This is a genomic window from Polluticoccus soli (genome assembly GCF_029269745.1).
GTDB classification, from domain to species: Bacteria; Bacteroidota; Bacteroidia; order Chitinophagales; family Chitinophagaceae; genus Polluticoccus; species Polluticoccus soli.
Genome location: NZ_JARJHT010000001.1, coordinates 2,295,061 through 2,309,210, shown reverse-complemented (window position 1 = coordinate 2,309,210; position 14,150 = coordinate 2,295,061). Strand labels below are relative to the sequence as shown.

13 protein-coding genes are annotated in these 14,150 nt (G+C 47.3%); 8 read left to right on the top strand and 5 right to left on the bottom strand.

The window, feature by feature from the left end; genetic code table 11:
• The first annotated feature begins 4 nt into the window (after positions 1 to 4).
• Both P2W83_RS10070 and P2W83_RS10065 read left to right on the top strand, forming a co-directional pair.
• Complete coding sequence (locus tag P2W83_RS10070) at positions 5 to 943, top strand: UDP-glucuronic acid decarboxylase family protein (protein ID WP_276133595.1); 939 nt, start codon at positions 5 to 7, stop codon at positions 941 to 943.
• Positions 944 to 1,026: 83 nt separating this feature from the next.
• Positions 1,027 to 1,995 (top strand): hypothetical protein, encoded by a 969-nt coding sequence (locus P2W83_RS10065; protein ID WP_276133594.1) that lies wholly within the window; start codon positions 1,027 to 1,029, stop codon positions 1,993 to 1,995.
• Positions 1,996 to 2,001: 6 nt separating this feature from the next.
• Here the strand turns inward: P2W83_RS10065 and P2W83_RS10060 are convergent, their stop codons facing one another.
• Positions 2,002 to 3,423, bottom strand: coding sequence for a CCA tRNA nucleotidyltransferase (locus P2W83_RS10060; RefSeq protein WP_276133593.1), 1,422 nt, complete (start codon positions 3,421 to 3,423; stop codon positions 2,002 to 2,004).
• 31 nt (positions 3,424 to 3,454) lie between these two features.
• Positions 3,455 to 4,030, bottom strand: a complete 576-nt coding sequence (locus P2W83_RS10055; protein WP_276133592.1) for an L-threonylcarbamoyladenylate synthase — start codon at positions 4,028 to 4,030, stop codon at positions 3,455 to 3,457.
• 144 nt (positions 4,031 to 4,174) lie between these two features.
• Between P2W83_RS10055 and P2W83_RS10050 the strand changes: the two genes are divergently transcribed.
• From P2W83_RS10050 to P2W83_RS10040, 3 genes are all read left to right on the top strand, one after another.
• Positions 4,175 to 4,750 (top strand): DUF1573 domain-containing protein, encoded by a 576-nt coding sequence (locus tag P2W83_RS10050; RefSeq protein WP_276133591.1) that lies wholly within the window; start codon positions 4,175 to 4,177, stop codon positions 4,748 to 4,750.
• 23 nt (positions 4,751 to 4,773) lie between these two features.
• Positions 4,774 to 5,220 carry a DUF1573 domain-containing protein gene (locus tag P2W83_RS10045; RefSeq protein WP_276133590.1) on the top strand — a complete coding sequence of 149 codons (447 nt, stop codon included), beginning with the start codon at positions 4,774 to 4,776 and terminating at the stop codon, positions 5,218 to 5,220.
• Positions 5,221 to 5,323: 103 nt separating this feature from the next.
• Complete coding sequence (locus P2W83_RS10040; protein ID WP_276133589.1) at positions 5,324 to 6,514, top strand: pyridoxal phosphate-dependent aminotransferase; 1,191 nt, start codon at positions 5,324 to 5,326, stop codon at positions 6,512 to 6,514.
• A gap of 92 nt (positions 6,515 to 6,606) precedes the next feature.
• Here P2W83_RS10040 and ade read toward each other — a convergent pair whose 3' ends face one another.
• Both ade and P2W83_RS10030 read right to left on the bottom strand, forming a co-directional pair.
• Positions 6,607 to 8,247 carry an adenine deaminase gene (gene ade, locus P2W83_RS10035; RefSeq protein WP_276133588.1) on the bottom strand — a complete coding sequence of 547 codons (1,641 nt, stop codon included), beginning with the start codon at positions 8,245 to 8,247 and terminating at the stop codon, positions 6,607 to 6,609.
• Between the two features lie 12 nt (positions 8,248 to 8,259).
• Positions 8,260 to 8,661 carry a group III truncated hemoglobin gene (locus P2W83_RS10030; protein WP_276133587.1) on the bottom strand — a complete coding sequence of 134 codons (402 nt, stop codon included), beginning with the start codon at positions 8,659 to 8,661 and terminating at the stop codon, positions 8,260 to 8,262.
• A 68-nt stretch (positions 8,662 to 8,729) separates the two neighbouring features.
• On the opposite strand from P2W83_RS10030, the gene P2W83_RS10025 reads away from it, so the two are divergent.
• Together P2W83_RS10025 and P2W83_RS10020 are read left to right on the top strand one after the other, a co-directional pair.
• Complete coding sequence (locus tag P2W83_RS10025; RefSeq protein ID WP_276133586.1) at positions 8,730 to 11,759, top strand: sensor histidine kinase; 3,030 nt, start codon at positions 8,730 to 8,732, stop codon at positions 11,757 to 11,759.
• On the top strand, positions 11,749 to 12,516 hold the full coding sequence (locus P2W83_RS10020) for a LytR/AlgR family response regulator transcription factor (RefSeq protein ID WP_276133585.1): 768 nt from the start codon (positions 11,749 to 11,751) through the stop codon (positions 12,514 to 12,516). Before P2W83_RS10025 ends, P2W83_RS10020 begins: the two co-directional genes overlap by 11 nt.
• Positions 12,517 to 12,766: 250 nt before the next feature.
• Here P2W83_RS10020 and P2W83_RS10015 read toward each other — a convergent pair whose 3' ends face one another.
• The gene (locus P2W83_RS10015; RefSeq protein WP_276133584.1) at positions 12,767 to 13,426 is read right to left on the bottom strand and encodes a LutC/YkgG family protein; all 660 of its coding nucleotides are present in this window, start codon (positions 13,424 to 13,426) and stop codon (positions 12,767 to 12,769) included.
• A 129-nt stretch (positions 13,427 to 13,555) separates the two neighbouring features.
• On the opposite strand from P2W83_RS10015, the gene P2W83_RS10010 reads away from it, so the two are divergent.
• Complete coding sequence (locus tag P2W83_RS10010; RefSeq protein ID WP_276133583.1) at positions 13,556 to 14,122, top strand: hypothetical protein; 567 nt, start codon at positions 13,556 to 13,558, stop codon at positions 14,120 to 14,122.
• Positions 14,123 to 14,150 lie beyond the last annotated feature (28 nt).

Here is a 14,150-nt window from a genome sequence, read left to right as displayed (position 1 = left end):
GTACATGGCTAAAAAACGCATACTCATTACCGGCGCAGCAGGCTTCCTTGGCTCTCACCTGTGCGACCGTTTCATCAAAGAAGGTTATGAAGTGATCGGGATGGACAACCTGCTGACAGGTAACATCCAGAACATTGCGCACCTCTTTCCGTTGCAGGATTTCCAGTTCTACCACCACGATGTATCTAAGTACGTGCACGTACCGGGTAACATTGATTACATCCTGCACTTCGCATCTCCGGCCAGCCCGATAGACTACCTGAAGATGCCGATACAGACGCTGAAGGTTAGCTCCCTGGGTACACACAACCTGCTGGGTCTTGCCAAGTCGAAGAATGCAAGGATACTGGTAGCTTCTACATCAGAAGTATATGGTGACCCACTGGTACACCCGCAAACCGAAGAATACTGGGGTAATGTGAACCCGATAGGTCCGCGCGGTGTGTATGATGAAGCCAAGCGCTTCATGGAAAGCATCACGATGGCTTACCACAACTTCCACGGTGTTGAAACAAGGATCATCCGCATATTCAATACTTATGGCCCGCGCATGCGACTCGATGATGGCCGTGCACTGCCTACGTTCATGAGCCAGGCGCTGCGTGGCGAAGACATCACCGTATTCGGCGATGGTTCGCAGACACGTTCGTTCTGCTATGTTGACGACCTGGTGGAAGGTATCTACCGCCTGCTGTTGTCAGATTATCACATGCCGGTAAACATCGGCAACCCTTCAGAGATCACCCTGCAGCAGTTTGCTGAAGAAGTGTTGAAACTGACAGATTCAAAATCAAAGATCGTTTACGAGCCACTGCCGCAAGACGACCCTAAGCAACGCCAGCCGGACATCACCAAAGCCAAAGAGATACTCGACTGGGAACCTAAGGTTGACAGGCACGAAGGTTTGAAGAGGACGCTGGAGTATTTTAAGCAACACGTATAAGATCACTCTTGATAATATTAAAGCCCGCACGATGTGCGGGCTTTTTTTATTGGATAATCGATGTTATTTTGGTTGTTACACGCATGAATCAAATTATCACACGAAGACCCCCCTTTACTTTCTATTTTTCAGTCGTAGTGGGATTTTGTGCTTTTCTCGCAATAGGCGCCGCTTGCCTATTTATATTCCTCAATGAGATTGAAAATAACAACCAAGAGACTAAGAAGTATTTGCTATTAGTTGGCCCAATATTGATGATTGCTGCTGCTATTTATACACCATTCAGGTACTTTAAAAATGTACCAATTATTAAGATGGATGATCAATCGCTTACAATTGGACGCGAAATATATCCACTCAATGAAATTGAAACGGTATCCCTGACTGGGAAGGTTAACTTCCCATATGTTATCAACTTCCGGATGGAGGGTATCACGATTCAGATGAGAGATGGGACTAAAAGATTGGTTTACGATGATATGTACACCAATCTGTGGGAGGTCAAACTGCTTTTAAATGAGTTAGTAATTGGAAATAAAAATCATTATTCTGTAGATTCAAATGCTAGAGAAAGAACAGTTACCACCGATGCCATAAGCACTTTCAAGGGTAATGCGCTTTTTAGCCTTCGCGGTATTATGCTATGGAGTATGTTGGCGATGTTTGTCAGCATTTTCGTTAAAGAAATTGCAAGTGAAACTGCATCTGTCATTTCTCTAGTTTTCATTGGAATATTCTGTATTTTCTGGTCTACGTTTAGTTGCTGGCTTCTACATTATTTCCAAATCACGAATAATCATCTCATCGTACGCAACCATTACTGGTTCTGGGAAAAGAAATTGTATGCTTTAAAGGATATTGCAGAAGTCACATTTGAAACAGAACCGAAACAACCTAATTCCATGCGAATAATTTTAAAGGATTTCAGAACCGCGCGCTACCGGGCGGGGAGCTTGCGCGACAAAACCTGGCTATCGTTACAAAAGGCCCTGGAAGATCACAACATCAAAGTGAGAAATGAATGTATCTCTGATCCGCGTACAGCACTTTAATGGCATTTACGCATTCTCCTTCCTGATCCCCAACTCCTCTGCCTTCTGCATCAAATACGCATAAGCCGCATCATAATCATTCGGAATGATACCGTCAAGAATAGCTTCACGCACCGCGGTTTTCAACGTGCCCACATTGCGCGAAGGTGGCAGGTTGAATATCTGCATGATCTCCTCGCCGCTGATGGGTGGCTGCCAGTTGCGGATGCGGTCTTTCTCCTCTACTATTTTCAGGCGCTCTTTTACCAGCTCAAAGTTTTCGAGGTAGCGTTTCACTTTCTGTCGGTTCTTCGAAGTGATATCGCTTTCGCACAGCACCATCAGGTCTTCCAGGTCTTCGCCTGCATCAAACAACAGGCGCCTCATGGCCGAGTCGGTAATGTCTTCTTTGCTCAGGCTAATGGGACGCAGGTGCAGTCCTACCAACTTGGCAACGTACTTCATCTTTTCGTTCAGCGGCAAGCGCAGCTGCTTGAAGATACGCGGCACCATCTTCTCCCCCACAGCATCGTGTCCGTGAAATGTCCAGCCATGACCGACCTCAAAACGTTTGGTAGGCGGTTTGGCAATATCGTGTAATATGGCAGCCCAACGCAGCCAGAGGTCAGTGCTTCGTGCAGCAACATTGTCCAGCACCTGCAGGGTGTGGTAGAAATTGTCTTTATGTCCCTTGCCTTCTACTATTTCCACCCCGGCCAGGTCAACCATTTGCGGAAAGAAATGATTCAGTAAACCAGCACGGTAAAGCAAGTCGAAACCAACCGATGGTTTAGGCGTCAGTATGATCTTATTCAGTTCGTCGGCTATACGCTCGGCCGAAATGATCTTGATACGCTCCGCATTGCGACGAATGGCATCGAACGTTTCGGTATGAATGTTGAAATCAAGCTGCGTTGCAAAACGAATACCGCGCATCATACGCAGGGGGTCATCGCTGAAAGTAATATCGGGATCGAGTGGCGTGCGGATGATCTTATTTTCCAGGTCGGTCAGGCCATTGAACGGATCTATCAGTTTGCCATAGTCTTCTTCGTTCAGGCTGATCGCAAAAGCGTTGATCGTAAAATCGCGACGTTTCTGGTCATCTTCCAGTGTGCCTTTCTCTACTTCCGGCTTACGTGAATGGTGCTTATAAGATTCTTTGCGCGCGCCTACAAATTCAATATCAAAACCTCCCGCCCTGAAATGAGCAGTACCAAAATTTTTAAAGAAGCTGACGGTGGGCTTGTTTGGGAACTGCGCCGCAGCAGCGTGGGCCAGTTCGATACCGTCACTATCGCATACCACGTCTATATCCTTACAGCCCCTGCCTAATATCTTGTCACGCACAAAGCCCCCAATCAGGTAGCTGCGTACGCCTAGTTTTTTAGAAGCGACGGCTATCCGTTCAAATATTATTTTTTCCTCCTGCGTGGCCGAAATATCCATTGCGCGCAAATCTACAAACACCGGGCGGGATTTACGGGCGCAATATGTCCAAACTCCCGTCCTCGTTGATACGGACGAGGCGCGAGGAGCTTTTGGGCTCGTTATCGTCCTGCCTATGTTTTACCACATAATCTGCCCCGTTTTTTACCTGGTCACTCACCTTGCCAAACACATCAGGCGTGGGTTCACCACTCAGGTTGGCAGAGGTGGAAACTATAGGTTTCTGGTAACGTTTTATCAGCGACTTGCAAAACGGGTCGTCGGTAACGCGTATGGCTATGCTGCCGTCTTCGTGCACCGCGTTTTCCGGGAACCCCAAAGCCCCCTCGTACACCACCGTGGTAGGCGCCTCAAAGCCTTCTACGATTTCGATAATATCGGGGTGCGGGGCTGCCACATATTTCAATATATCCCGGGCGTCGGCCAGCAGCACGATCAGGCTTTTTTGGCGAGGCCTTTGTTTCAGGTCAAATACCCTATCCACGGCATTTTCGTCAAGCGCATTGCAGCCGATGCCCCACACGGTATCAGTAGGATAGAGTATGGTTCCCCCCTCTTCCAGCACTTTTATGCAGTTTTTAATATCATCTTCAAAATTGGTCGTCATATAGCGTCAACGCAGGTTTATTTGGATTTAAAATATATATTTTTGGCAACTGATTAACAAACCGTGATGCACTTTGTTATTGTCTTATGTGTTAAATTTGTAGTCACTCATTTAGTAATCAACATTTTCAAAACGCCAGATAATATGAAAAAACTGATCCTCTCATTAGGTGTTGTTTTAATGGCTGCCTCTGTCAGCTTCGCTCAAAACAAGAACAAAACTAAAGCACCAAAGGCACAAGCTGTACAACTTGCTGTTGCTCCTGAAACTCCAGAGCAAAAAGCTGCTGCTGCTAACGCTGCCAGCCACGACGGACACGATCATGGTCCTGCTGCTACTACAACTGCACCTGCGAGCAACCTGAAACCTGAAGACGTAGTATTTGCAACAGAAACTCACGATTTCGGTACGATACCTGAAGGTCCTGCTGCTGAATACGAATTCTCTTTCACGAACAAAGGTAAAGAGCCGCTGATCATCCAGCAGGTACACGCTTCTTGCGGTTGCACTACACCTTCTTACTCTAAAGAACCTGTACTGCCTGGCCAAACAGGAAAAGTAAAAGCGTCTTACTCTACAGTAGGCCGTCCTAATGCTTTCACAAAAACTATCACTGTAGTTTCGAATGCTGGCACGAAAATGCTGACCATCAAGGGTGAAGTTGAAAAAGCACCTGAGTCATCAGTACCTACGAACACATCAATGATCAAAACCAACTAAGTAAACCGATAAGAAGAAGAGATATGAAACAGTTGTTTGTTACTTTGATGCTCCTTGCTGTGACCACTTTCGGTCTGCAGGCGCAAGACAAAAAGAATGGTCCGATGTTCAAATTCAAAGGTGGCGACACCCATGACTTCGGCACCCTGAAAGAAGGCCCGGCGGCTGAGTACCTTTTTGAATTCACGAACACGGGTAATGCCCCGCTGATCATTCAAAATGCGTCTGCGTCGTGCGGTTGCACCGTTCCCCAGTGGCCTAAAGAGCCGATCCTGCCTGGTAAAAAAGGCTCGATAAAGGTTACTTACACCACACAAGGTCACGTTAGCCCATTTGCTAAAGAAGTGTACATCCAGTCTAACGCTGTAAACAACCCTAACGGTTCTGAGCGCTATACGCTCAACATCAAAGGAACGGTTGTAGCAGCACAAGACCCGGCTACTAAAAACGCTTCTAAAGCCAAGAACTAAGCGAATTTCTAACTTTGAATAAATGGTCCCGCAGATAATGCGGGACTATTTTTTTATGCGTAAATGCCGCTGAATAAGCGCAGGTTTGTCTAATTTTGCGCCCATGCCAGTAATTTCTCATCGTGGCGCGCAAATGCCGCCATCCCCGATACGTAAGTTGGTACCCTACGCAGAAGCTGCCAAAAAAAGAGGCACTAAGGTGTACCACCTGAACATAGGCCAGCCTGATATTGAAACGCCTACTGCCATTCTTGACGCAGTGCGCCACGTAGATATGAAGGTGCTGGAATACAGTCACAGCGCCGGCTTTGAAAGCTACCGCAAAAAGCTGGTAGAATATTACAGCCGCAATAACATCAACGTTAACCACAACCAGATAATCGTAACTACAGGCGGATCGGAAGCTATCCTGTTTGCCATTATGAGCTGCCTGGACCCGGGCGATGAGATCATCATACCAGAGCCGTTCTATGCTAACTACAATGGCTTCTCTACCAGCGCAGGCGTAAAGATCGTTCCGATACCTTCAGGTATTGAAGACGGATTCTCACTGCCGCCGATAGATGCGTTTGAGCAGGCTGTAACGCCTCGCACCAAAGCGATCATGATCTGCAACCCTAACAACCCAACCGGCTACCTGTATAGCCGCGAAGAGCTGGATGTACTGAAGGAAATATGTCTGAAGCACGACCTGTTCCTGTTCAGCGACGAAGCTTATCGCGAGTTTTGCTACGATGGCCGCAGGCACATCTCAGCCCTTTCACTCGAAGGACTGGAAGACCATGCAATACTCCTGGACACAATATCTAAACGATACAGTGCATGTGGCGGCCGTATCGGCGCCTTCGTTACCCGCAACCAGCAAGTGCTGGATGCTGCTATGAAATTTGCACAGGCAAGGCTGAGCCCGCCATCATTTGCTCAAATACTGGGCGAAGCTGCGGTTGACCTGCCTTCTGATTACTTCGACGGTGTACATGCCGAATACACTTCTCGCCGCGACCTGCTGGTAAAACGCCTGCAGGCTATGCCGGGCGTTCAGTGCCCGGTGCCGGGCGGCGCCTTCTACGCTATGGCGCAACTGCCTGTAGAGGACAGCGAAAAATTCTGCCAGTGGCTGCTGGAAGAATTCTCGCACAACGGCGCTACGGTGATGATGGCCCCTGCTGCAGGTTTCTACGCCACTCCGGGTAAAGGAAGAAACGAGGTACGCCTTGCTTATGTGTTGAACAACGAAGACATTAACGGAGCAATGGATTGCCTGGAAGCAGCGCTTAAGACCTACAAGAATTAATGCGTCAGGTGGAAACACCTAACACCACATAAAAGACCAGTTGGAAACAACTGGCACCACCGAAAAAAGCCCTCCCTACCGGAGGGCTTTTTCTATGCTTCTACATTTGTAAAACTAAACTTCGCTCCGTCAAACAAGCCCTTATCGCTCAGCTTTAGTGCAGGAATGACAAGCAGCGCCATAAACGAAAGCGTCATGAACGGCGCCTTTAACGGAGTACCCAGCTGTTTTGCTTTGGCATCTATCTTCGAATATTCAGCAGCTACCTTATAGCCATCGTCGGTTGCCATCAATCCACCAACAGGCAGCGGCATGCAATGTATCGTTTTAGCATTCTCTGCTACAGAGATACCACCTTTTGCTTTGATGAGGGCATTCACTGCAGCACAGAGTGAATCATCATCAACACCTATGGCAATAATATTGTGGCAATCGTGTGCAACTGTAGATGCAAGCGCACCGCGTTTCAGTCCAAAGTTTTTGATGAAAGCTTTTGCAATAGGCTGACCGGGTGCATACCTGTTCACCACGGCTATCTTGAGCACATCGTTAGTCACATCGCTGACAAGATTATTATCGACTACTTTGCCGGAAACTATCAGTTCATTCGTCACAAGCTGCCCTTCTATGGCTTCAATAACACGGATGCTTGTTTCAGGCTCAGAAGCAGGCACGACGAAATCAGCCGGCTTCTTCATGTCGGTATTGAAGTTATTGATGTTCGCCGCATTCACATGCGGCAATAGGGTCTTGCCTTTTTCTGCCACTACCTCGCCACCTATATAAGTTTGCAGCACGTTGAAGTCAGTAGTATTATCTACAATGATAAAATCCGCCGCGTCACCGGGGCGCAACATACCAACAGGAAGATTGTAATGCAGTACTGGGTTAACAGACGCAGCTTTCAGAATATCGAACAGGTCGTGGCCTTTTGCAAGTGCGCGTTTTACAAGCGCATTTATGTGACTAACCACCAGCTCATCCGGGTGTTTATCATCGCTGCAAAACATAACGCGATCAGGGTACTTGCTGATCAGTTCGTGCAGTGCTTCAAAATTGCGCGCAGCACTACCCTCGCGAATAATGATGTTCATTCCGGCTGCTATCTTATCTAGTGCTTCATCAAGAGTAAAGCATTCGTGGTCAGTACTGATGCCGGCGGAAGCATATGCCGTGGCCTGCGCGCCGTGCAAACCCGGAGCATGACCGTCTACAGGTTTGTTCAGCTTTTTTGCAGCGGCTATCTTGGCCATTACTTCCCTATCCTTGTTCAGCACACCGGGGTAGTTCATCATCTCCGACAGGTACCAGATATCCTCACTCGCCAGCAAATCCTCAACAGCATAGGCATCTAATGTTGCGCCTGCTGTTTCAAATGTAGTGGCCGGCACACACGAAGGCGCACCGAAAAAGAATTTAAATGGAGTTCGTTTGCTGTTGTCGATCATGTACTGCACACCCTGTGTACCGCAAACGTTTGCTATTTCGTGCGGATCGGAAACTGTGGCCACGGTGCCGTGTATCACTGCCAGTCGCGCAAAGGCTGTTGGCACCAGCATCGAGCTTTCGATGTGTACGTGTGCGTCAACAAAACCGGGAAGTATATAGCGGTCAGAAGTTCCGGGCAGTTCATCTACAGAAACGATCTTGCCGTTGCTGATGTAGATAGTGGCCGGGTAGATACGTTTCTCAAAAATATCTACCAGGTTGCCGGTAATGGAGTAGGAATGCATCCATCCAAGATACTACAATATTGATTTACCCTGCCGGGCCCAGTCTACCTTCATGCTGATCATCTGCATCATCATCACTGCACGCTGTTTTATTTCTTCAGCCCTTGGACCTGCAAACAGGTCATCAACCGTTTTGCGCCACAACTCGAGCCATCTTTCATAATGCTCCTTTTTTAGCTCAATGCGTTTGTCCACCTCCACATGCGCCCGCACAGGATTACCTGAGTAACCGGGCTTCGCAAACATGACCGTTTCCCAAAACTGGTACATGGTTGGCAAATGGTGCGACCAGTCCTCGCCTATGATCTTATGAAAGATATGACCTATCACCTCGTCGGCCTTCACCCTGTCGTAAAAAGTATTTATCAAGTTCTCGATATCTGCCCTGCACTCAATATCATTCAGCTGTGTCATGCAGCAAAGTTAGGCCACCATTCCTTCCATATATCGTATATTTCGGCTTCAGGCCACTGATTATCGTCATGTCCCGGCTATTATCGTACATATTATTACTGCTGCTCTATAGCATCCCCGCCTGCCTGGGGCAGGATTCCAGCCGCATGATCCGCCTGACCATGGCCGAGGGGTTGCCTTCAAATAACGTGTATAGCCTGCTTCAGGACCGTAATGGTTATCTCTGGGTGACAACAGATAACGGTATAGCAAAATATAACGGCTATACCTTCCGGACATTCAACGCAGCCGACGGGCTGCCGCTGGAAATGTTCGGCATATTTGAAGATGCACAGCGCCGGCTGTGGGTAGACTATTATGGATATACCCTTGGATATATAAAAGACAACAAGGTCAAATTCATTGACTACGAATTTGCTAAGGACGCGATAAAAGGCTTCCGGACAATGGTCAGGAATGGCCGCGTGTTCTTCCTGGCCGATGACGACCTGGTTGAAATTGATTCGAACGACAAGCCAATTGCCTACCCTGTTCCGTCACCACGCCCAAGAATATTCATTCACCCCGAACCTGACAAGTTTCTGAACATATACGGCAACCGGCTGTTTGAATGTCGCATTGCCGATGGCCAGCTGGCATGCAAATTCCTGTGTACGCTGCCCGAGGTTATGGTAAATGCGCAGATCATACAGCGAAACGTAACCGACAGTGGATTTCTCGGGTACGCACCTGGCGCCAGCTTTCTTCATTTCTACAATATTTACACCTGCACTTACGAGCATATAGACCTGACACGTTATGGAGCTAAAGAGTCAGAAGGCATATTGTTGTTCTATCGTTTAGACGACCGGGTGTGCGTGATCACAAATGAAGCCCTGTATCTACTTGACCTCAACCTGCGGCTTATAGAAAGAAAGATCGACCACAACACTATTCAGAATTTATCACAGGTTAGCTTTTTCATCACAGACGGTTCAGCTAACGAATGGTACGCTACTACAGCAGACGGCGTCTTGATGCGGCCAAGTACGCCCATATTATTTAGAGGAAACAAACATATCGCTGCATTGACCAAAAGTGTAAATGTGGGCAATACCACATCAGGCAATAGCTATTGGTGGAGCAGTAAACAAAAAACGCTATACGCCGTAAGCCCCGACCTGTCTATCCGGTTCTTTACCTCTTTTCCCAATGCCGATGTACAGGCAGTTCGCGAACATGGCGATGAACTATACATTGCTTTTACCCAAAGCGTTTTTAATGGCGTTTACACGTACAATGTCCCCCAACGTAAACTTGACTTTTTCACAGCTGGACGGTATATCAGTTATACGTCGCACGAAGAAGAAAAAAAACAAGTCGGTTATGATGACCATTTCCTGACCAGCATATTTAACCTGAACGAATACCGGCCGGGGATATTTTTTTCATCGTCACGTGGCGGCGGCATATTCAAGATCACCCGAAGCAATGACTCTGCACACATTCAAAGATTCTTTTCAGACAGGTACCCCAATATGGTATTTGATAGTTTCAATAACAAATACTGGCTGTACAATAAAGAACGCCTTGCATTGTTCGATCCTGAAACCGGGAAGCAGGCGATCATGCCTATCGAACAGTTAAAAAGACTGAACATCAGCAGCATTTCGCAACTGCAGGTCGACAAGCATAATAACATCTACATTCTCACCGATAAGCTGATCTTCCAGTTCAATTTAAGATCGTTCAAACTACGTTACCTACATCCCAATGTAGATCTCACGAACGTATTAATGCGGATACAAGGCAACATGGTGTTCCTTGCCGGTAATTTTGGCCTGGGTTATGCTACCATTTCTGATGACGGCATGCTATCGCCTTTCACGATATTCCGCAACATCCGGCGCCACTACTACAACCGTATTTACGATCTGATGGTGAACAGCCAGAATAATATCATCATTACCACCGACCAGGCTGCCTATTCGCTCAGCGTAAGTGAGCTATTGGCGGCAAAAGCGCAGCTAAACGCAAAACAGGATTCAAGATTGGTCGTTAGTTCTCCCGAACAAAAATCTATTCAATCAGGAGACACTATCCACCTGCAACAGGAAACCGAAATGCTCAACTTCGACCTGATCAATTTTTATGGCAGTGGCAGACGACAATTTATCTATAAGATCGGCGACAAGAACGAATGGCAAACAACGGAGGCGGGTGAGGTATATATCGGCGAGGTACCCGCAGGCCGCATGTACAAGATACAATGCTATGTTCACGACGATATCCTGAAGAGCAAAACGTACACCTTTTACATTTATCGCAGCCCCTACTGGTACCAAACATCTACCTGGCGAATTGTATTCTGGATAGCAGGCGCGTTACTATTTGCTACACTCGTCCTTGGCATCGTACTGCTTACAAGAAATATCGTGGCCCGCTCTAATGAAAAACGACGACTGTTGACCGACCTGGAATTGAGGGCCATACACGCGCAGATCAATCCGCACTTCATTTTCAATACGCTGGGCAGCGCCATGTACTTCATTAGCAAGAAAAAGATGGACGATGCTTACCTGCACGTAAATAAATTCTCGCGGCTGCTGCGGTCATACTTACAGGCCTCGCGCAACAGGTACGTAACCCTGTCTGAAGAGCTGGAAATGCTGAAGAACTATATTGAGCTGCAGCAGATCAGGTTTGAGAATAAATTTGGGTACGAAATAAATGTGGAGAACAAGGTAGCCGCGGACGCTATTCAGATACCTTCGTTGCTGTTGCAACCGTTAGTTGAAAATGCCATCAACCACGGATTGTTCCACCTACCGGAAGGAAAAAAAGGATCGCTGCAAATACGCTTCTACCAGGGTTCTTCGAGCGACGAACTCATCTGCACCATTGAAGACAATGGCGTAGGCAGGAGAAAATCGCGCGAAATAAGGAGAAGCAGCGATGCGCAATATGAATCGTATGGAACGAAACTGACGCAGGAACTCATCAATATTTTCAAGAAATATGAGAAGATGAATATCTATCTTGAGTATATTGATAAACCCGAACCTGAATCCGGAACCATTGTGAAACTAACCATAAGAAATTTGAAGTATGTCGCCTGAGATCCGTTGTATCATCATCGACGATGAGCCGAAAGCCATTGAACTGCTGCAGGAGCGGTTGAACATCTTGTTCCCCAATATCCAGATCAAGGGAACATTTACCGACTGGCGGAAAGGGCTTGAAGTGCTGCGCAGCGAAGCCATCGACCTGCTTTTTCTCGATGTTTCGATGCCGGAGAAGTCGGGAATAGATTTCTTGAAGCTGTTTCCCTCTATTCCTTTCCAGGTGATCTTCGTAACCGCTCATACCGAATTCGCACTGCAGGCCATCAAATTTTCTGCTGCGGGCTATGTGCTGAAACCGGTCGACGACTACGAACTGTCGTTTGCGGTCAACAAGGCCCTGGAGAACATTAAAGGCACTTCGAACAATTCAAAAACCCAGCACCAACTTCCCAACAACGCCATCAAGATCGGCATACCTAACGTAAAGGGTATCGACTACCTGAACGCCGAGGACATATTGTATTTCGAGAGCGTGAACAAATACACCAAGGTGGTGACCAAAAACACCAGTATCATGAGCTCGTACAACCTGGGCGAGTTCAAAAAGGTGATCGACGAAAACGACTTTTACCAGGTGCACCGGTCATACATTGTGAATATCCACCACATAAAACGCTATGAAATAGCAGGTGTCCTGATCATGGAAGACAACATGCAAATACCTGTGTCAAAGAACGTTAGAACAGATTTTGTGAATATGTTCAATACCATCAACCGCACAGCCGGTTTCAAACAAAAAGATTCGGAATAAGCCTGCCGTTCGTCGGACGGGAACAACATTTCGGTGGATGAAACCCTATTTTGGGCAAATGGGTCAATAGTGTACCAACATAAGTGCGTTGCTTTGTACTCAGAGGTTTACCTAACCTCCTATCAATTAACGCGCCCCAGCCCTTATGTGCCCTTAATTGGTATACCCACTACACTGTCTATAAAACCTATAGTTTAAATGCTGAAACATTAATTATCTCGCGTGGTAATTATGTTTCAGCATTAGTTTTTTAGGCGTTTACAAGGAAGCAGAACACCTCGCCGGGACCGTGCACACCCACCACCAGTGTCTTTTCAATATCTGCCGTACGGCTGGGACCGGTATTCAGGTTGATCATAGATGGCAGGTTATTGCCATATTTTTTCGTCAGCAGGTCAAGGCCATGCTGGATATCGGGCACCACCTGCCCCGCGTAGGCCACAATGATATGAACCGGGTAGAAAACAGTGGCGGTACGCCCCAGGTGCTGCTTACTGCTCAGGAATACTGAGCCGGTACGGGCTACCAGGTATTCGCAGCCGGTAATGCAGGCGTCGGCGGTTCCGTCGCTTACATCGGCGCGGTGCACCACGTCTATCTTATTGTTCTGGAACAGCTGCAACAGGCGCTCTTCCGCGCAATACAGCTGCTGCCAGCCGCGGCTTTCATGCAGCTCGGCTATGGATTCCAGCAGCTCCTGCTCATTGTTGCAAAACACGAACTTGCCTCCCAGCTTAATGAAGCTTTCCGCAAAGGTCTCTTCTACGGTAAGGCCTGATTCGGCGAAAACATCCACATTGGCCGATTTCTCAGCTTCCGGGAACGGCATCGGCAGTTTATCAGCGCTCAGCGCCTTGCGGATCTTACCAAGGATATTCTCGCGTGCCTTCGATGTTTTCAGTGTTTGCATGCGGCAAAAGTAAAAAGCATTGATAAAACCGCCAATACAGTACGAAATGGCAGTATACTATAACAATACCCACTATTGGGTATTTTATCCTGCAACCGGCAGCAGTAGTTTTGCGAAAACAATCCATTAATGAGAAATTTTGTCCGTTTATTGACCCTACTTGTAGCTACAACCCTATTAATGACCGCCTGCTCTAAAAACGACGATCCGGCTCCTACTCCCCAGCCTACCGTTGTTAAAGACACTGCCAAATACTGGAACAGGCCATGTATCATTACCGATTTCAAGGTAGACGGCATACCTGCTCCATTGACCAAAAAGTCCGGGTACTTTTCTTACTGGGCAAGCCACGCCGACATGCCAACAGAAACCCAGAAATGGGAATTCCTGTTATACGTACCCAACAACAGCAAGGCATATTCTGTCAAGCTGGAAAACCTTACCGCCGGCTTTGAGCACACTGCCGGTAGTTCAAGAACGCCAATAAAAGACGTAACCTCCAGCTATAATAAACAAGCAACTATGGATGGACAGGAGTATAATGTATTCACCATCAGGATGAATCTTGATACGAAGTGGCCAACACAGGTGCTCTTAGATGTGCTGTTGGGCGGACAATCAACTTATACAGACATCAATACAAACAGTTTCACCGCCGCAGGAATTCTTGCCATTGGTATTGACCTGAATCATTAGAGACATACATACTGCCATAACAGAATAA

Bases quoted from the DNA above. Each gene is read 5' to 3' on its own strand.
- P2W83_RS10070 (WP_276133595.1), top strand. From the start codon at position 5: ATGGCTAAAAAACGCATACTCATTACCGGCGCAGCAGGCTTCCTTGGC.
- P2W83_RS10065 (WP_276133594.1), top strand. From the start codon at position 1,027: ATGAATCAAATTATCACACGAAGACCCCCCTTTACTTTCTATTTTTCA.
- P2W83_RS10060 (WP_276133593.1), bottom strand. From the start codon at position 3,423: ATGGATATTTCGGCCACGCAGGAGGAAAAAATAATATTTGAACGGATA.
- P2W83_RS10055 (WP_276133592.1), bottom strand. From the start codon at position 4,030: ATGACGACCAATTTTGAAGATGATATTAAAAACTGCATAAAAGTGCTG.
- P2W83_RS10050 (WP_276133591.1), top strand. From the start codon at position 4,175: ATGAAAAAACTGATCCTCTCATTAGGTGTTGTTTTAATGGCTGCCTCT.
- P2W83_RS10045 (WP_276133590.1), top strand. From the start codon at position 4,774: ATGAAACAGTTGTTTGTTACTTTGATGCTCCTTGCTGTGACCACTTTC.
- P2W83_RS10040 (WP_276133589.1), top strand. From the start codon at position 5,324: ATGCCAGTAATTTCTCATCGTGGCGCGCAAATGCCGCCATCCCCGATA.
- ade (WP_276133588.1), bottom strand. From the start codon at position 8,247: ATGCATTCCTACTCCATTACCGGCAACCTGGTAGATATTTTTGAGAAA.
- P2W83_RS10030 (WP_276133587.1), bottom strand. From the start codon at position 8,661: ATGACACAGCTGAATGATATTGAGTGCAGGGCAGATATCGAGAACTTG.
- P2W83_RS10025 (WP_276133586.1), top strand. From the start codon at position 8,730: ATGTCCCGGCTATTATCGTACATATTATTACTGCTGCTCTATAGCATC.
- P2W83_RS10020 (WP_276133585.1), top strand. From the start codon at position 11,749: ATGTCGCCTGAGATCCGTTGTATCATCATCGACGATGAGCCGAAAGCC.
- P2W83_RS10015 (WP_276133584.1), bottom strand. From the start codon at position 13,426: ATGCAAACACTGAAAACATCGAAGGCACGCGAGAATATCCTTGGTAAG.
- P2W83_RS10010 (WP_276133583.1), top strand. From the start codon at position 13,556: ATGAGAAATTTTGTCCGTTTATTGACCCTACTTGTAGCTACAACCCTA.